The organism is Paenibacillus sp. A14, from assembly GCF_036864815.1.
GTDB lineage: Bacteria > Bacillota > Bacilli > Paenibacillales > Paenibacillaceae > Fontibacillus > Fontibacillus sanfengchensis.
This window is the reverse complement of record NZ_JBAGJD010000002.1, coordinates 757,423-773,838: the sequence shown is the minus strand read 5'-3', so window position 1 is coordinate 773,838 and position 16,416 is coordinate 757,423. Positions and strand designations below refer to the sequence as shown.

Here is a 16,416-nt window from a genome sequence, read left to right as displayed (position 1 = left end):
CTATTGGATACGATACAAACCGATTTCCACTCCCTTCTGTTGAAGCATAAGATCGATCTTACTCCCCAGCAGCTGGACCAATTCGAGACCTATTTTCATGAGCTGGTTTCGTGGAATGAAAAAATGAACCTTACCGGGATTACGGAGCGGGATCAAGTTTATATTAAGCATTTTTATGATTCCATTACACTTTCTTTTTATATCCCGATGGATGAGGTGCAAACTTTGGCCGACATTGGTTCCGGTGCAGGGTTTCCCGGAATTCCTTTAAAGATTTGCTTTCCGCACCTGAAGCTGACGATTATCGATTCCTTGAATAAGCGAATTCATTTTTTGCAGAACGTAGTGGATAAGCTGGGTGTAACCCAAGTGGAACTCCTTCACGGGCGCGCGGAAGATTTGGGGCGAAAGGAAGGGCTCAGGGATTCGTTTGATCTGGTTACCGCTCGCGCGGTCGCTCGAATGGCGGTACTTAATGAGTTTTGCCTGCCTTTTGTTAAGCCCGGAGGTAAATTCGCAGCAATGAAGGGAAGCGACCCGGAGGAAGAAGTTCGAGAGGCAAAGCGCAGTTTAAGCGAACTTAAAGGGAAGCTTGAATCAAGCCATCACTTTGAACTGCCTATGGAGAATTCCGACCGGCACATCATCATTGTCAGCAAAACGGCACCCACGCCAAAGAAATATCCGAGGAAAGCGGGAACTCCGTTAAAGCAGCCTATTGTATAAGGAAATAAGCTAGCACGCTCCTAACTCTTTGTTTCACGTGGAACAATTTGTTAGGGGCTTTTTTTATGCGTGATTTCTTCTAAAAATCATTCAATAAGAGAATAGGATTATAGAGAAAAAAGTGGTAGAATAGAGGTATCACGAATCATTGTCGGGGCATTTTGCTTCAATGATGGGTTATCCTTATATTCCCTGCTGCTGGGGTTCAGACTTCGGAGGAGGGTTTATACATAAGGATTCTCACTTGTATAGGCAGCATAACGCATATTCGCTTGAAAAATGTGCTGCTAAGGTGTGCCTTATGTCACTATGAAATTAGGTGGTAATCTGCGGAATGAAAGAACAATTTTCTAAATTGTTTGGTTTAACCGAACGAACGAACGGTGATGAAGTTAAGCAAATTCCGGTGGGGAACATTGTCGGAAGCCCGTATCAGCCCCGGACCATTTTTGATGATGAGAAGATCGATGAATTGTGTCAGACGATTCGGACGCATGGTGTGATCCAGCCGATTGTAGTGCGTTATCGGAATGACAAATACGAGATTATCGCCGGTGAAAGACGTTGGCGCGCGGTTAAAAAATTGGGATTAGAAACCATTCCGGCTATTATACGGGATTTTAACGACTCCCAAGCGGCATCCATTGCTTTAATCGAAAATTTGCAGCGCGAAGGCTTGACTGCTATTGAAGAAGCGCTCGCGTATCAAAATCTCATCGACTTGCATCAATTAACACAAGAGAGTTTGGCACAAAGATTGGGTAAGAGCCAATCCACCATTGCGAATAAAATACGGCTTCTGCAATTACCCGAAGGCGTTAAAGTTGCGCTTATGGAACGAAAAATTACGGAGCGGCATGCCAGAGCTTTGCTTTCCTTGGATTCGGAAGAACTGCAGTTGAAAGTGTTGGATGAAGTTATTGCCAAAGAATTAAATGTAAAGCAAACGGAAGCGCGAATTGCTTTCTATAAGGAAGTGGCTAAGAACAAGAAGGCTTCCAGACGTATCTCCTTCACCAAGGATGTCAGACTGGCTTTGAATACGATTCGCCAATCGATTGATATGGTGTCTGGCTCGGGTTTAGCGATCAAAACGGCAGAAAAGGATCATGAAGATCATTATGAAATTGTAATACAAATTCCAAAGAGATAGCAGACATGCTACTGACCGGAACCGAAAGGTCTGAGGTCAGTTTCTTTTTGGAAAATGGAACAATCTTTCTTGTTAAGTCAGAAAGGGTACTCGCCAGGAGCGCTGTGGTCTTTTTGTAGCAACAACTTAGTCACTGCACATATTAAACTACAAAGAGATTCTTCTATTATATTGAGGTGAAATGGATTGTCTAAAATAATTGCCATAGCTAACCAAAAAGGGGGCGTCGGCAAAACGACGACCTCTGTTAATTTGGGCGCGGGACTCGCATCAATCGGTAAAAAAGTGCTCCTCATCGATATAGATCCACAAGGGAATACAACGAGTGGAGTCGGAGTTAATAAAGCGGACGTGGCCAATTGTATTTATGATGTACTTATTAATGAAGTAAATCCGCAAGAAGCTATTTTGCCTACGGAAATTGAAGGATTGCACATTATCCCGGCCACTATTCAGTTGGCGGGGGCTGAAATAGAGTTAGTTCCAACGATTTCGCGGGAAGTTCGATTGAAGAAATCACTTCAACAGGTCAAGCATCTTTACGATTATATTCTCATTGATTGCCCACCTTCGTTGGGGATTCTTACCATTAATTCTCTAACCGCCGCGGATTCGGTTTTGATCCCGATTCAATGCGAGTATTACGCGCTGGAAGGGCTGAGCCAGTTATTAAATACTGTGCGGCTTGTTCAAAAGCATCTGAATACTTCTTTGCAGATTGAAGGAGTTCTGTTGACCATGTTCGACGCCCGGACCAATTTGGGGATCCAGGTGATTGAGGAAGTCAAAAAGTACTTCCAGCAAAAAGTTTACAAAACGGTCATTCCAAGAAATGTACGGCTTAGTGAAGCGCCTTCTCACGGTCAGTCCATTATTACCTACGATCCCAGGTCGAAAGGCGCCGAGGTGTATTTAGAGTTGGCAAAGGAAGTGGTCTCCTATGAGTAAACGCTTAGGGAAGGGACTCGATGCATTAATTCCGTCACTTTCCGTTCAGGAAGATGACAAGGTTATAGAAATACCTTTAACTCAGTTACGTGCTAATCCCTATCAGCCGAGAAAAACATTTGATGAAGAGGCTATCAGGGAACTAGCGGAATCCATCCGTCAACACGGCGTCATCCAACCGATTATTGTTCGAAGCGTTCTTAAAGGTTATGAGATTATTGCCGGGGAACGGCGGTTCCGTGCTTCACAGTTTTGCGGGAACACGACAATTCCGGCGGTCGTGCGTACTTTTTCCGATCAGCAGGTAATGGAGATTGCTTTAATCGAAAACCTGCAGCGCGAAAACCTGAATGCAATGGAAGTGGCTGTTGCGTACCAGGGTTTAATGGATCAGTTCCAATTGACTCAAGAAGAGCTTTCCCTAAAAGTAGGTAAATCTCGATCGCATATTGCTAATTTCTTAAGGTTATTGTCATTACCGGAAGAAGTGAAGGAATATGTTTCACGTGGAACATTGTCTATGGGGCATGCACGCGCATTAGTCGGATTAAAAGATCCTGGTAAGATTAAACAGTTGGCCAAGCAGTGTATCGATCATGAATGGAGTGTTCGGGAGCTAGAGGATGCTGTTCAACAGCTGGATCGAAATAAGCAGGAAAAACAAAAACCGGCAAGTAAGAAGCGGGATCCTTATATTGACGAAGTCGAAGAGAGTTTGCGTGACCGGTATAAAACAACCGTTAAAATCAAATCGTCCAATAAGGAAAAGGGAAAGATAGAGATAAATTTTTACAGCAAGGAAGATTTGCAACGACTGCTCGATATGCTGAATTAAACAAATGACATACTCAATGTTCCTCGGGGATGAACGGCCCTTTTAAACAGGAACTTGGGTATGTCATTGCATTCTTATCGTGTTCCTGAAACGACGGTTGGGGAGGAGGGACCATGTGAAGCAGCCCTTGATATATTTGGATCATGCCGCCACTTCATGGCCAAAACCTGCAAGTGTAGGGGAAGCTATGTTGGAAATACTAAATGGACCATCGGCGAACTCCGGACGAGGGAACTATGGAATGGCTTTGCAGGCTGGGCGGACTCTGTTTCAAACCCGCTTGAAATTGGCCAAGCTGTTCCATGTTGAGAACCCGAACAATCTTGTTTTTACCTCCAACACTACGGAGGCTTTGAATCTGGCAATAAAAGGGATTCTGCAGCCGGGAGATCATGTCATTGCAACCATGGTGGAGCATAACTCGGTACGAAGGCCGTTGGAATATCTAAAACGAACCCGTAATGTTTCGGTTGATTATATTGCCGTAAGTCCCGAAGGAAAACTTGATCTGGATCAGTTGAAAAAAGCTTTTCGTCCCAAAACTAAGCTGGTTGTATGTTCTCATAGTTCAAATTTACTTGGATGTATTCTTCCAATTCGGGAAATAGGTAAAATAACTCACAAGCATGAAGCTTTATTAGCTGTGGATGCGGCGCAAACCGCGGGGGGATATCCGATCAACGTGCAAACTATGGGAATCGACTTGTTGGCTTTTCCGGGTCATAAGGGATTGTTGGGGCCGCAAGGAACCGGGGGGTTATACATTCATCCGGATGTAGATTTGGAGCCCATCCTGCATGGGGGGACGGGGAGTCAATCTGAAGCGATGGAGATGCCGACGGTTCGCCCGGATCGTTATGAAGCGGGTACTCAAAATGCCGTAGGAATTGCCGGCTTAGGTGCTGGAGTGAACTATGTTATGGAGTATGGTGTTGAAGCCATCTATGAGCATGAATGGAAACTGGCTCAGCAGCTCATATCCGCTTTGCAAACGATCGAGGGCGTTTCGGTATTGGGACCGGGGCCTGGAAAGCCGAGAACCGGGTTAGTCTCGTTTACGATGGAAGGACGAGATGCTTCGGAAATCGCCTTCCAGCTGGATCGGAAATACGGGATCGCCGTAAGAGCCGGCTACCACTGTAGCCCTTTAGGGCATATGACGGCAGGGACAACGCAAGGAGGAGCCGTAAGGGCGAGTTTCGGACTCACCACGACGTCCGAGGAAGTTCACAAACTAATACTAGCGGTACAGACTATTGCAAAGGATACTTAAACATAGGGGAGAAGAACATGCAGGAGTGGAGTAAACTTTTCTCGGATCAGCTGGCATGGATCGTCACCGGGGTAGCCATTATTTTATTCTGGCTGCTGATATGGAATTTTGTTCAAGGCGCCAAGCTGCGAAAAATGCGACGAAAATACGAGCAGATGATGCAGGGAACAGGGATAGAAGATCTCGAGAGTTTATTGATCGATCTGAAAAACCAGCAAGGCATTATAGAGGATGTGCAAGCGGAACAACGACAACAGTTGGAAAAAATAAGCAACTTGCTCCCCAAGCAAAAAGCAAAGATTGGACTCAAACGCTATAATGCTTTTGGAGAGCGCGGAAATGAACTCAGCTTTTCCGTGGCTTTTGTGGACGATCAAAAGAATGGAATTGTCATTACCGGGTTGTACAGCCGGGATGGGTCTTATGTCTATGCCAAGCCGCTGACGGGAGGGGAATCCCAGCATGCTTTGTCCCCGGAGGAAATTGAGGCTATTGCTCTCGCCGGGCTAGGGGAATAAAGCCCCGGTTCCATTCTTTGATAGCGGTGGAGACGCTGCTGGAAATAATCTCCGACAAGCGCATGACCAGACTGAGACGTGTGTTTTGCAATACAAAATACTCCATAAAGCCGCCGACATTGACGATGCCCGTGACATGGATATCGCCGACCGGCGGCAATTCTTTATTTACACCGGCTCCGGGGCGAAGCGGTCCCTGGACGACCTGGATGGAGCCTACGCTCGATGTTTGACCAAGACAGGCATCAATCCCTATAATGAAAGGGTCCATGAACGTTTGATTAATGGTTTCCAACGTATCTTTTAGATTCATGGCATGAACGGGTTCATCCAAGGTGCCGTATAGATAAAAGTGATTACGGTGATTCAGCTTGGAAAGAGCCGTTCCGACAAGCGGGCCGAGACAATCGCCGGTGGAACGATCCGTGCCGATACATACAATGATCAGATCTTGTCCTGGCGAGATTTTGGCAAAGTGCAAGAGCAACCGATGAATGATAGCGGAATGAATACCGGGATCGGTGTGAGGGATTTTCAAGTAGGGGATATCTTGCTCCGGCCCTGGCACATTAGGCTGAATTTGCGACATGGAATCTTCCTTTCCTTCGTCTAGGATTGCATTTCGGGTCATTGGCTACGCTTTCGGATATTAGTAGATAGTATATGGAAATTTATGAAATTCTATACTCCAACTAAAGTCATAGGCGCAAATACGGCAAAGTTCCCGCCAGGGGATGAAGAAATGGGGGAAAGATCCTTGGACAATTGGCTTGTTATGTCCTTTGATTCCACGCAGCAAGCCTTACGGGCGGAGATGTTACTGGAATATGCGGAGATCGAGATAGATTTGTGCCCTACACCCAAGGAGATTACCGCGGGCTGTGCGCTGTCTATTCAATTTCCGCCGGAATGCTTGGAGCGGGTTAAAGAAATTGTCCTAGGTGAGGCGGTGGAGATTCGCGGGATCTTCTCACGGGTAAACGCGGAGTACAAGGTGATCGACCTGGAGGAGGAGACAAAATGAGGGGATGGGCGCTCAAAGAGCAAATTGGCGATATTACGAAATCGGCGGCAGCCTGGAATGAAAGGTTCTGGAACTGGCTGACGGACATGAATATGTGGGAGAAGGTTCTGTTTGCCGGGTTGAGGATTGTGTTAATCTTTCTATTAACCCGCCTCTTCATGAAGATCATCTATCGGGTTATAGACCGCTCGCTGGAGCGTAGAGAGAAGGGGCGGCTGAATGTTAATCCCCGGAGGTTCGTCACGGTGGGTGAGTTGCTGAAAAACGTGACTTGGATCACGAGCAATTTCATTATGATTATGCTGATTTTGGGTGAAATTGGGATTCAACTGGCTCCCTTGGTGGCAGGTGCGGGCGTAGTGGGGCTGGCGATCGGCTTTGGTGCACAAAGCCTGGTCAAGGATGTGATCACCGGCTTTTTCATTATTCTGGAGGACCAATTTGCCGTGGGGGATGTGATTCAAACCGGCAATTTGAAGGGAACGGTCGAGGTGATCGGCCTGCGTTCTACCCGACTTGTGAGTTGGACCGGAGAGGTACATATCATCCCGAATGGGATGATCACCAATGTCACAAACTTTTCCATCGGCACGGCCTTGGCGGTGGTGGATCTTCCGTTCAGCAATGCACGCAAACTGGAGGACACTTTGGAACTGCTGAAGAAGGCGATGCTTGAGCTGTCCGAAACGACCCCGGAGCTTGCCCAGATCCCCAGCGTGATGGGGGTACAGTCGCTCACGGCCAATGAGTACGTCATTCGGATTGCGGTGGAATGTCAACCCGGGATTCGGGCGGAGATGGAGCGGAAAATCCAGCTGTATGCCAAAGAAGCGCTGGAAGAGGAAGAGGCCCTGCGACTGGCGCAGGAATCAAGGCACGGGCAAGAACAGCAGCCGGGTTAGGTTTGGAGGCGAAACGGGAAGAATGAAGGAAGGGAGGAGAGCGAGATGGAGAGAAAGACATTTCAGTTGGGCGATATCGTCCTTATGAAAAAAAATCATCCCTGCGGAAGCAATGAAATGGAGATCATCCGGATGGGAATGGATATACGGATCAAATGTGTCGGGTGCAAACACAGTGTGCTCGTCCCCCGGGCCAAATTTGAAAAGAACATGCGTAAAGTTTTACGATCAGCCGCAAGGGAAGAAGGGACTTCCGAAGGTCCGGAAGAGGTTTAACTGGCCATGGGAAATTAATTTTCGGCAAGCAGTTGCAAATCATCGACATTCATGGTACAATAAATCTTGCTTGCTGTGGAGAGGTACCCAAGAGGCCCAAGGGGGTTGACTCGAAATCAACTAGGCGTCGCAAGGCGTGCGTGGGTTCGAATCCCACCCTCTCCGCCATATTTTTCATAAATAATAAACTCGAACCTTCTACATTTTAGACGTAGGAGGTTTTTATTAATTAATTATGAATCTATGATCGCCAGGGGCGAAAAGGGCGTGTAAGATGGGTCATAAAGAAGTATATGATGTTTGGACACTCAGTGGTTTGCTGCCAACGAGAAGGTGGCCATTTGTATTTATACATATAATTATGAAGGGATTGGCGGTTAATTCATGAACATCTAAGCCGTAACCCTACTTGAAACAGCAGAAGGGACCCGAAAGGGTCCCTTCTCTGGTTGACGGCGTGCTTATTGGAATTCTTCTCTCACAACCCAAGAAACGGTCGATCCTGCGCGTATGCAGCCCGGACTAAAGAAGAGGGGTCTTCACTAACCCGGGATCTAGGCTTCTACAATGAAGTGAATAAGACTCCTGAAAAATGTTGCTCGCGGATACCTCCAACGGAACCACACCTCTCTTTGCATCACCGTCTGAGTGTATTATGTGCAGCGATCCGGGTTCTATACACACCGATGTTGAAAAAAGATGCCTACGACAAAACCCTAGTGGACACGGGCCTTCTCGGCTTTTTTCCACTTGCGGTTCTTGTTTGTCGTGTCCGGAAACGTTTCGCCGCGCTCCATGGTGATCCGCTTCGGATCATTAATTTGGGTATGGAAGCTGCGCGCCTCGCCGACCTCCACATAAACTCCAGGATTCGGCGCCTTGTCGCCCGGTTCAAATTCCGTACGTTCGCCCATAACGAAGTCTCCTTTCTTTGGAAGAAGTGGAATGATGCAAAGGAAGTGCATCGGATCTAGTCTGTGTAGATCGGAGGCCTTTCATGTAGCCGGTATGGTGGGGACGGTTGTCGTCGAAAAAGAAGGAGCTGACTTGCGAATCTACGGGGAGTTTGCTATACTATTAGGGTTCGAGTTAAGACTCGTTCCTTGCTCCCAAGAGAAACAGGTTGGGGGCCATAGTCCACAAGGAGGTGAACCAGATGCGCAAATATGAAGTGATGTACATTATTCGTCCTGACGTTGAACAAGAAGCTGTTCAAGCTACAGTCGAAAAATTCCAAGGCATCATCCAAAACGGCGGAGAAATTACGAAGCATGATGTAATGGGCAAACGCCGGCTTGCGTATGAGATTAACAAGATCCGTGACGGAATTTACGTGCTCGTAAATTTCACAGCTACTCCAGAGGTAGTTGCTGAGCTTGAGCGGATTCTGAAGATTTCCGACGAGGTTATCCGTTATCTCATTACTAAAGACGTTGCCTAATTGCAAGTTTCGTATTGAACAAGCCCGAAGGAGGGGATTGGATTGTTGAACCGTGTCATTCTGATCGGACGTCTTACCCGGGATCCGGAGCTGCGCTATACGCCATCGGGTGTGGCGGTCACCCAGTTCACGATTGCCGTGGACAGACCATTTACATCGCAGGGCGGAGAGCGCGAAGCCGATTTCATTCCAGTCGTAACCTGGAGACAGCTGGCCGAAACCTGTGCCAATTACTTGCGTAAAGGCCGGTTGACCGCTGTGGAAGGACGCATCCAAGTGCGGAATTACGAGAATAACGAAGGTAAACGTGTTTACGTCACCGAAGTCATTGCCGATAATGTCCGTTTCTTGGAGTCGAACCGCGAAGGCGGGGCGGGCGGCGGAGGACAGCGTGAGGAATCTCCATTCGGAGGCGGCGGCGGTGGCAACACCGGGCGCAGCAGCAATTTCTCGCGGGACAATCAGAAAGATCCTTTCTCCGATGACGGGAAACCGATCGATATTTCGGATGACGATTTGCCATTTTAATTACGGAAAGGACTGAAAAGCATGAGCTTCAAGCAAAGAGAAGGCGGAGACGACAAGAGACCGGCTCGCCGCGGCGGCCGCAACAAACGTCGTAAAGTGTGCTACTTCACTGTGAACAAAATTACGCACATTGACTATAAAGATACTGAGCTGCTGAAGAAATTCATCAGTGAGCGCGGTAAAATTTTGCCTCGCCGTGTAACGGGTACGAGCGCAAAATACCAACGTCTGCTGACAGTAGCGATCAAACGCTCCCGTCAAATCGCATTGCTTCCGTACACTACGGAGTAATCGACAAGACGCCAAGAACAACCGGTTCCTTCGGGAATCGGTTGTTTTTTTATGCTCGCATATTTGGAAATTGGGAAACAAAGAAACTAAAAAATTCGACAGATTTCTTGATTAGGAAAGAACGATTTGAGTAGAAATATGTTATAAAAAGTAAACTTATGTCGAATATAGATGACTTACTGTGTTATAAATAATTACACTCCAATGCTTTTAGGTGTGCTATACGGTAAAATCTATCTCGTTATATTGTAAAGTTTAACTAAAAAAATACTTGACGTTAGAAATATTCACATGTATTATGATCAATAATTCAAATACAGTTCTTCCTCTTTCTTCTAAAGGACCTGTTTACACTTTAATTAACCGCAGGTTTATACCACGCCATTACGTCATCTCTTTTACATATATCTAAAATCAATTGTCTTCCTTGAACAATCATAATGAAGATCCCATGAAAGGCGTTTACCATTCTAAAATTCTATCAGTAATATTTTTCACAAACTATAGATGAAATTATTCATGAGGAGGAGTAAACGTATGAGAAGAACATGGTGGGGGTCATTGGTTCTATTGCTGGTATTTTCGCTCGTACTCGGGGCTTGCAGCGGTGGTGGGGGAAGCAACACCGCAACGACGACGACGGGCAACGAGGAAGCGAACAAAACGGAGACCAAAGGTGAGAGCGCGACTCCCCCTGCGGAATCCGCTCCGGAAGGCGTGATTGAAGCGGCCGATATGTCGTTGAATCCCCCGGCGGCTGTCAATCGCACGGATATCTTAATTGTAGGGATGACCGATCCCAAAGGGGTGTTCAACCCGCTGTTCCGAGAAACCACTTATGATGCTTACGTCTGCTACGTGCTTTTCGATTCCTTTATAGAAGTGGCTGCGGACGGGACGTATGCGAACAGTTTGGCGGAGAAAGTCGACGTATCGGAAGACGGCCTGAAGTATACGTATCATCTGAAGCCTGGCGTAACCTTTTCCGATGGCAAGCCGATGACCGTTAAGGACTACTATTTTACGCTCAAAATGCTACTTGACGCGAGTTATGATGGTCAATTGGACCCGATGAGCTACAACATTGTCGGTGCCAAGGAGTACCACGAGGGGAAGGCCAAGGAAATTTCGGGCGTAAAAATTATTGACGATCACACCGTAGAAGTTTCCATTACGGAGTTCTCCGCACTGACGCCAGTGGAGCTTGGGAACATTTCCATTCTGCCGGAACACTATTATGGCCCCAGCTATACGCAAGGGAAACTCGACGGCGTAAAGGCGCTGAACGCCAAGCCGCTCGGAAGCGGACAATACAAACTGACCAAGTACAGCCCGGGTCAGGAGGTCGCTTTTGAGGCTAACGAGAATTATTTCCGCGGGGCTCCAAAGGTCAAAAATGTGATTTTCAAAACGACGACGGAAACAACGAACCTGCCGATGCTGCAGCAGGGCGAAACCGATATGGATGAAGGGGTCAGCGTAACGGAAGACAATGTCGAGGCTCTGAAAGAAATGGGCTTTGTCGACATCAACCTTCTTCCGAACAATGGTTACGGATATATCGCTTTTAATCACAAATTGAAGAAGTTCCAAGACGTGAAGGTTCGCCAGGCTCTGGTGTACGGCTTAAATCGCAAAGAAATCGTAGCGGGGATTTACGGCCCGTATGCCGATGTAATCAATATTCCGGAGTCGACGGTATCTTGGGCGTATACGAACGAAAATATCGAGACCTATGATTTCGATTTGGAGAAGGCCAAAAAGATGCTGGACGAGGCCGGGTGGAAGGTAGGCAGCGACGGATTGCGCGAAAAAGACGGCGAGAAATTCAAGATCAATTTCTCGGCAACGGCGGATAACCCTGTGGTAGACGCCTTGCTGCCGATCATGACACAAAACTACAAAGAGCTGGGCATCGAAATTGTCGCGGAAACGTTGGATTTCAACGCCATCATGGATAAGGCCAACACCGGTGATTTTGATATGTTCTTTGCCGCCTGGTCGTTGACGCCGGACCCGGACAATACGGTATACATTACGAACGGGGCACAGAACGACTTTGGTTACTCCAACGCCAAAGTGGATGAACTGATGGCCAAAGGCAAGAAGACCCTCGATATTGAAGAACGCAAGAAAATCTATAAAGAAATGTATCAAGAAATGAATAAAGATGTACCGGCTATCCTGCTTTATCAAAGAAAGAATATGCTGGCGGTCAACGGACGCGTCGAAGGTTTCGACTTCTCCCCGTATAAATACTTCTCATATAGCCTGTACCAAGTGCAAATGCAGTAAACCAACAAGCGAATGTACCCGGGAATTTATCCCGGGTACACTCGCACTTTTTATCCAGGGGGAACAGGAATGAAAACGTATATTGTCCGAAGACTCTTGCAAATGATTCCCACGCTGATCGGCATTTCGATTATCATTTACGCGATTTCCGCCATGATTCCCGGAGATTACATAACAGCACTGAACAACCCCAATATGACGCAAGAGCGGGCGGATGAATTAAGAGCCATTTATGGTTTGGATCAACCCGAATATCTGCGGTACTTCACTTGGGTCAAAAATATGATAACCGGCAATATGGGGGAATCCTTTCAGCATAAAAAGCCCGTAATGGAAGTTGTGAATGATTACGTTTGGAACTCCTTTATCATCGCAATAGCTACCCTCGTCTTGAGTTGGACCATCGCCGTGTTTACGGGGATATTTTCAGCAAGATTTCAATATTCTTTCTTTGACAAAATTATTACGCTTATCGTCTTTATATGCATGTCATTGCCGTCGTTTTTTATCGGTCTCCTATTAATTCGGATATTTGCGCTAATACTCGGTTGGTTCCCTGTCGGCGGGATGGTTACGGCCGGATCGAAAGCGATCGGCTGGGACTACATTAAGGATGTGCTGCACCACAGTTTCTTACCGATCCTGGTCCTTACGATGCTCAGCACCGGCAGCCTGACCCGGTATTTCCGCACCAGCATGCTTGAAGTTATCCGCCAGGATTATATCCGGACAGCGCGCGCCAAAGGGTTGAAGGAAAGAACGGTTATTTTCAAACACGCCCTACGCAATGCCATGATTCCGGCGATCACGTTACTTGGCTTCGAACTGCCCGCCTTATTTGGCGGTGCGATGATTATGGAGCAGATCTTCGTATGGCCCGGCATCGGTCATATCTATCTAAATGCCATCAATATGCGGGACTATCCGTTTATGCTAGGGTTCACGATGCTCTTATCCGTGCTAACCTTATTGGGAAATCTGCTCTCGGACGTGCTGTACGGTATAGCTGATCCGCGAATTCGCTTGAAGTAGGAGGAGAAGGTATGGCCACAGAAATAGCCGCAATGAAGAAAAATACGGTTGGCCCGGCCATGACATCGGAATCGCCTTGGCGAATGGCGGTACGGCGCTTTAACCGGAATAAGCTGGCGCTTTTCGGGCTGGTGATCTTGCTGTTGATGTTTCTGATCTGCTTTGTGGGCCCTTTTTTTTCACCATATAGCCTGTATCAATATTCGTTGGCTGACAAAAATATGGCCCCTTCGCCCAGTCATTGGTTCGGCACCGACAAATTGGGCCGGGATATTTTGCTCCGCGTGATGCTGGCCGGCCGAATTTCCCTTCTGGTGGGACTGGTCGCCACCATTATTACGGTTGTTATCGGGGGAACGCTGGGGGCGTTGGCGGGCTTTTACCGTAAACGCGTCGACAGTATCATTATGAGAATAGCCGACATCTTTATGTCTTTGCCAACCCTGCCGATTTTGATTATTTTGGGGGCGGTGATGTCGGACTTAAAGGTCGATCCGAAATTGCGTATTTATTACTTAATGTTCATCATTGGGGCGCTAAGCTGGACGACGTTGGCCCGGCTCGTCAGGGGGCAGATTCTCACTCTTCGGGAACAGGAATTCATGCTGGCGACCGAGGCGCTTGGGCTAAAGGACCGCCGGAAAATATTCCGCCACCTGCTGCCGAATACGATACCGATTATTATCGTAACGGCGACGCTGAGTGTGGCGAGTGCTATTTTGTATGAATCGTCGATGAGCTTTTTGGGGCTTGGTGTTGTGCCGCCAACCCCGTCCTGGGGCAACTTGATTTCGGACGCCAACAACCTGATTGATTTCCGGAAGCGGCCGTGGCTTTGGATCCCTCCGGGGATGTGCATCCTGATTACGACCGTGGCGATTAACCTTATCGGAGATGGACTGCGCGACGCCCTGGATCCCAAAATGAAGAGATGACGTTCTTAACCCATAGAAGGAGATGCGATTATGGCTAAAGATCTTGTGCAATTCCGCAATCTGGAGACCCATTTTCATACTTCGGCCGGCGTTGTCAAAGCCGTCGATAAAATCAGTTTTTCAATCCGCGAGGGGGAAACGGTAGGAGTTGTAGGAGAATCCGGCTGTGGCAAGAGCGTGACGGCCATGTCGCTAATGCGATTGGTGGAGGGGCCGCACGGTGTGATCGCTGGCGGGGAGATCCTGTATCAGGATCAAGACTTGCTTAAGTTAAGCAAGCGGGAAATGGCCCGAATCCGTGGGAAAGATATATCGATCATATTTCAGGAGCCGATGACCTCGCTGAATCCGGTACTGACGATAGGCGATCAAATTACCGAGCCGCTGATGATGCACCTGTTGTTAAGCCGCAAAGAAGCGAAGCAGCGGGCGATCGAGTTGATTGAACTGGTTGGGATTCCGCGGGCCGAACAAATCTTTGACGCCTACCCTCATGAGCTAAGCGGGGGCATGCGCCAGCGCATTATGATTGCCATCGCGTTGAGCTGTAATCCGAAACTGCTGATTGCCGATGAACCCACGACGGCATTGGATGTAACGATTCAGGCTCAGATTCTTGACCTAATGCGGGAAATCAAACAGAAGTTAGGAACGGCTATCATGCTGATTACGCATGATCTTGGGGTTGTCGCGGAAATGGCCGATTACGTCATCGTGATGTATGCCGGCAAAATCATTGAAGAAGCGCCGGTGCTGGAGCTGTTTCAAAATCCGAAGCACCCTTACACCAAGGGGCTTCTTAAAGCGAAGCCCGTTCTCGGGCAGTCTCAGGAACGATTATATTCCATTCCCGGCCAGGTGCCCAATCCCATAGAACTCGAAGATAATTGTCATTTCCATGACCGCTGCGAATTCTGTATGGATATATGCAGACAGCAGCCACCGCCGTTTCGCGAGCATGGTGAAAAGTTACATAAAACCGCTTGTTGGCTGTATGAGGAAGTGGGGGTAACACGATGAGCGCATTAATAGAAGTGGAGCGGTTAAAGAAGTATTTTCCCATTACCGGCGGGGTTTTTCAACGTACCGTCGGCTATGTTAAGGCGGTAGACGACGTATCGTTTCATATCGAGCGGGGAGAGTCGTTCGGTCTCGTAGGGGAGTCGGGATGCGGCAAAAGCACGATTGGCCGGACGCTGCTGCGGCTCAACGATAAGACGAGCGGGAGAGTGGTCTATCAGGGGAAGGAACTCTACGAATTGTCCAAAGAGGAGCTCCGACGATTGCGGCCGAAGCTGCAAATCGTCTTTCAGGACCCGTTCAGTTCGCTCAACCCGCGGATCAAAGTCGGCGACGCGATCGGAGAGGCCTTGTTGGATCACGGGCTGACCGATCGGAAGGAAGTGAAAAAAAGAGTGCTGGAGACCATGGAAATTTGCGGACTGGCCAGCTACCATTATGATCGTTATCCGCATGAGTTTTCCGGCGGACAACGGCAGCGCATCGGCATCGCCCGCGCATTGATCATGGATCCGGACTTTATTGTGGCCGACGAACCCGTATCAGCGCTCGACGTTTCGATCCAGGCCCAAATTATCAATTTGTTAAGCGACTTAAGGAAGGAGAAACAAATTACCTATCTTTTTATCTCGCACGATCTCAGTGTCGTGGAACATTTATGTAACCGGGTTGGCGTGATGTATCTGGGTTCCATGGTGGAACTGGCCAGTAAGGAGGAATTGTTCCGAAATCCGCTTCATCCTTATACGAAGGCGTTGATGTCGGCTATTCCGGTTCCCGATCCTACCTTGAAAAGGGAGCGCATCGTTCTCCAGGGCGATATCCCAAGCCCGGCTAATCCGCCTTCCGGCTGCAAGTTTCATACGCGGTGCCCCATCGCTAAGGATATTTGCAAACAACAAGTCCCCGAGTACCGGGATGCGGGGAATCATCATTTTGTTTCATGCCATTTTGCTATATAAGATTACTTCATATAGTAACTCAAATTAGGGGCAGGTTGCCTGCTCCTTCCCTATACGCCAAATCAAGCAGATAAAGGCTCGCCCCCGATAAGGAGGCTGGGCCTTTTTTAGCGGAAAAAATGGATAAGTGGATATCTCGGGAATAGCGAGTCAAAATTTCGCCATATATAACGGACTTACCACCCCGCATCATATCGCAAGTATGGGTAACATTGTTGTGCCGAAAAACGTCTATATGGTATAGTACGAAACGGTAG

At 47.8% G+C, this 16,416-nt stretch carries 19 protein-coding genes and 1 tRNA gene; 18 read left to right on the top strand and 2 right to left on the bottom strand.

The window, feature by feature from the left end; genetic code table 11:
• Positions 1 to 3: 3 nt before the first annotated feature.
• The 6 genes from rsmG to V4U88_RS07815 all read left to right on the top strand — a co-directional run bounded on the left by rsmG (position 4) and on the right by V4U88_RS07815 (position 5,453).
• Positions 4 to 726: a 16S rRNA (guanine(527)-N(7))-methyltransferase RsmG gene (gene rsmG / locus V4U88_RS07840; RefSeq protein WP_442951873.1), complete on the top strand. Its 723-nt coding sequence runs from the start codon at positions 4 to 6 to the stop codon at positions 724 to 726.
• A gap of 334 nt (positions 727 to 1,060) precedes the next feature.
• Positions 1,061 to 1,879 (top strand): nucleoid occlusion protein, encoded by an 819-nt coding sequence (noc, locus tag V4U88_RS07835; RefSeq protein WP_334072698.1) that lies wholly within the window; start codon positions 1,061 to 1,063, stop codon positions 1,877 to 1,879.
• A gap of 186 nt (positions 1,880 to 2,065) precedes the next feature.
• Positions 2,066 to 2,827 carry a ParA family protein gene (locus V4U88_RS07830; RefSeq protein WP_334072697.1) on the top strand — a complete coding sequence of 254 codons (762 nt, stop codon included), beginning with the start codon at positions 2,066 to 2,068 and terminating at the stop codon, positions 2,825 to 2,827.
• The gene (locus V4U88_RS07825; RefSeq protein WP_334072696.1) at positions 2,820 to 3,662 is read left to right on the top strand and encodes a ParB/RepB/Spo0J family partition protein; all 843 of its coding nucleotides are present in this window, start codon (positions 2,820 to 2,822) and stop codon (positions 3,660 to 3,662) included. Before V4U88_RS07830 ends, V4U88_RS07825 begins: the two co-directional genes overlap by 8 nt.
• Positions 3,663 to 3,777: 115 nt before the next feature.
• Positions 3,778 to 4,935 (top strand): aminotransferase class V-fold PLP-dependent enzyme, encoded by a 1,158-nt coding sequence (locus V4U88_RS07820; protein ID WP_334072695.1) that lies wholly within the window; start codon positions 3,778 to 3,780, stop codon positions 4,933 to 4,935.
• 17 nt (positions 4,936 to 4,952) lie between these two features.
• On the top strand, positions 4,953 to 5,453 hold the full coding sequence (locus V4U88_RS07815) for a DUF4446 family protein (protein ID WP_334072694.1): 501 nt from the start codon (positions 4,953 to 4,955) through the stop codon (positions 5,451 to 5,453).
• Here the strand turns inward: V4U88_RS07815 and yyaC are convergent.
• Positions 5,425 to 6,042 (bottom strand): spore protease YyaC, encoded by a 618-nt coding sequence (gene yyaC / locus V4U88_RS07810; protein ID WP_334072743.1) that lies wholly within the window; start codon positions 6,040 to 6,042, stop codon positions 5,425 to 5,427. The two genes, V4U88_RS07815 and yyaC, sit on opposite strands and share 29 nt — an antisense overlap.
• A 153-nt stretch (positions 6,043 to 6,195) precedes the next feature.
• Here yyaC and V4U88_RS07805 point away from each other — a divergent pair, with 153 nt between their 5' ends.
• From V4U88_RS07805 to V4U88_RS07790, 4 genes are all read left to right on the top strand, one after another.
• Positions 6,196 to 6,477, top strand: coding sequence for a DUF3343 domain-containing protein (locus tag V4U88_RS07805; protein ID WP_334072693.1), 282 nt, complete (start codon positions 6,196 to 6,198; stop codon positions 6,475 to 6,477).
• Entirely contained in the window at positions 6,474 to 7,379 is a 906-nt protein-coding gene (locus V4U88_RS07800) for a mechanosensitive ion channel family protein (RefSeq protein ID WP_334072692.1), read from the top strand. The genes V4U88_RS07805 and V4U88_RS07800 overlap by 4 nt, the downstream gene beginning before the upstream one ends.
• A gap of 45 nt (positions 7,380 to 7,424) precedes the next feature.
• Positions 7,425 to 7,655, top strand: coding sequence for a DUF951 domain-containing protein (locus V4U88_RS07795; protein WP_334072691.1), 231 nt, complete (start codon positions 7,425 to 7,427; stop codon positions 7,653 to 7,655).
• Positions 7,656 to 7,732: 77 nt separating this feature from the next.
• Positions 7,733 to 7,823 (top strand) — tRNA-Ser (locus V4U88_RS07790).
• Positions 7,824 to 8,371: 548 nt separating this feature from the next.
• Here V4U88_RS07790 and V4U88_RS07785 read toward each other — a convergent pair.
• On the bottom strand, positions 8,372 to 8,569 hold the full coding sequence (locus V4U88_RS07785) for a YjzC family protein (RefSeq protein ID WP_213506404.1): 198 nt from the start codon (positions 8,567 to 8,569) through the stop codon (positions 8,372 to 8,374).
• A 242-nt stretch (positions 8,570 to 8,811) separates the two neighbouring features.
• Between V4U88_RS07785 and rpsF the strand changes: the two genes are divergently transcribed.
• From rpsF to V4U88_RS07745, 8 genes are all read left to right on the top strand, one after another.
• On the top strand, positions 8,812 to 9,096 hold the full coding sequence (rpsF, locus tag V4U88_RS07780; protein ID WP_148454100.1) for a 30S ribosomal protein S6: 285 nt from the start codon (positions 8,812 to 8,814) through the stop codon (positions 9,094 to 9,096).
• A 42-nt stretch (positions 9,097 to 9,138) separates the two neighbouring features.
• Positions 9,139 to 9,624, top strand: coding sequence for a single-stranded DNA-binding protein (gene ssb / locus V4U88_RS07775; protein ID WP_334072690.1), 486 nt, complete (start codon positions 9,139 to 9,141; stop codon positions 9,622 to 9,624).
• A gap of 21 nt (positions 9,625 to 9,645) precedes the next feature.
• A complete protein-coding gene (rpsR, locus tag V4U88_RS07770; RefSeq protein WP_082207605.1) occupies positions 9,646 to 9,915 on the top strand; it encodes a 30S ribosomal protein S18 in 270 nt (89 codons plus the stop codon).
• A 537-nt stretch (positions 9,916 to 10,452) separates the two neighbouring features.
• Complete coding sequence (locus V4U88_RS07765) at positions 10,453 to 12,210, top strand: ABC transporter substrate-binding protein (RefSeq protein ID WP_334072689.1); 1,758 nt, start codon at positions 10,453 to 10,455, stop codon at positions 12,208 to 12,210.
• A 69-nt stretch (positions 12,211 to 12,279) separates the two neighbouring features.
• On the top strand, positions 12,280 to 13,242 hold the full coding sequence (locus V4U88_RS07760) for an ABC transporter permease (RefSeq protein ID WP_334072688.1): 963 nt from the start codon (positions 12,280 to 12,282) through the stop codon (positions 13,240 to 13,242).
• An 11-nt stretch (positions 13,243 to 13,253) separates the two neighbouring features.
• Complete coding sequence (gene opp4C / locus V4U88_RS07755) at positions 13,254 to 14,177, top strand: oligopeptide ABC transporter permease (RefSeq protein ID WP_334072687.1); 924 nt, start codon at positions 13,254 to 13,256, stop codon at positions 14,175 to 14,177.
• Between the two features lie 30 nt (positions 14,178 to 14,207).
• Complete coding sequence (locus tag V4U88_RS07750) at positions 14,208 to 15,197, top strand: ABC transporter ATP-binding protein (protein ID WP_334072686.1); 990 nt, start codon at positions 14,208 to 14,210, stop codon at positions 15,195 to 15,197.
• On the top strand, positions 15,194 to 16,159 hold the full coding sequence (locus tag V4U88_RS07745) for an ABC transporter ATP-binding protein (protein ID WP_334072685.1): 966 nt from the start codon (positions 15,194 to 15,196) through the stop codon (positions 16,157 to 16,159). The genes V4U88_RS07750 and V4U88_RS07745 overlap by 4 nt, the downstream gene beginning before the upstream one ends.
• Positions 16,160 to 16,416: the final 257 nt, after the last annotated feature.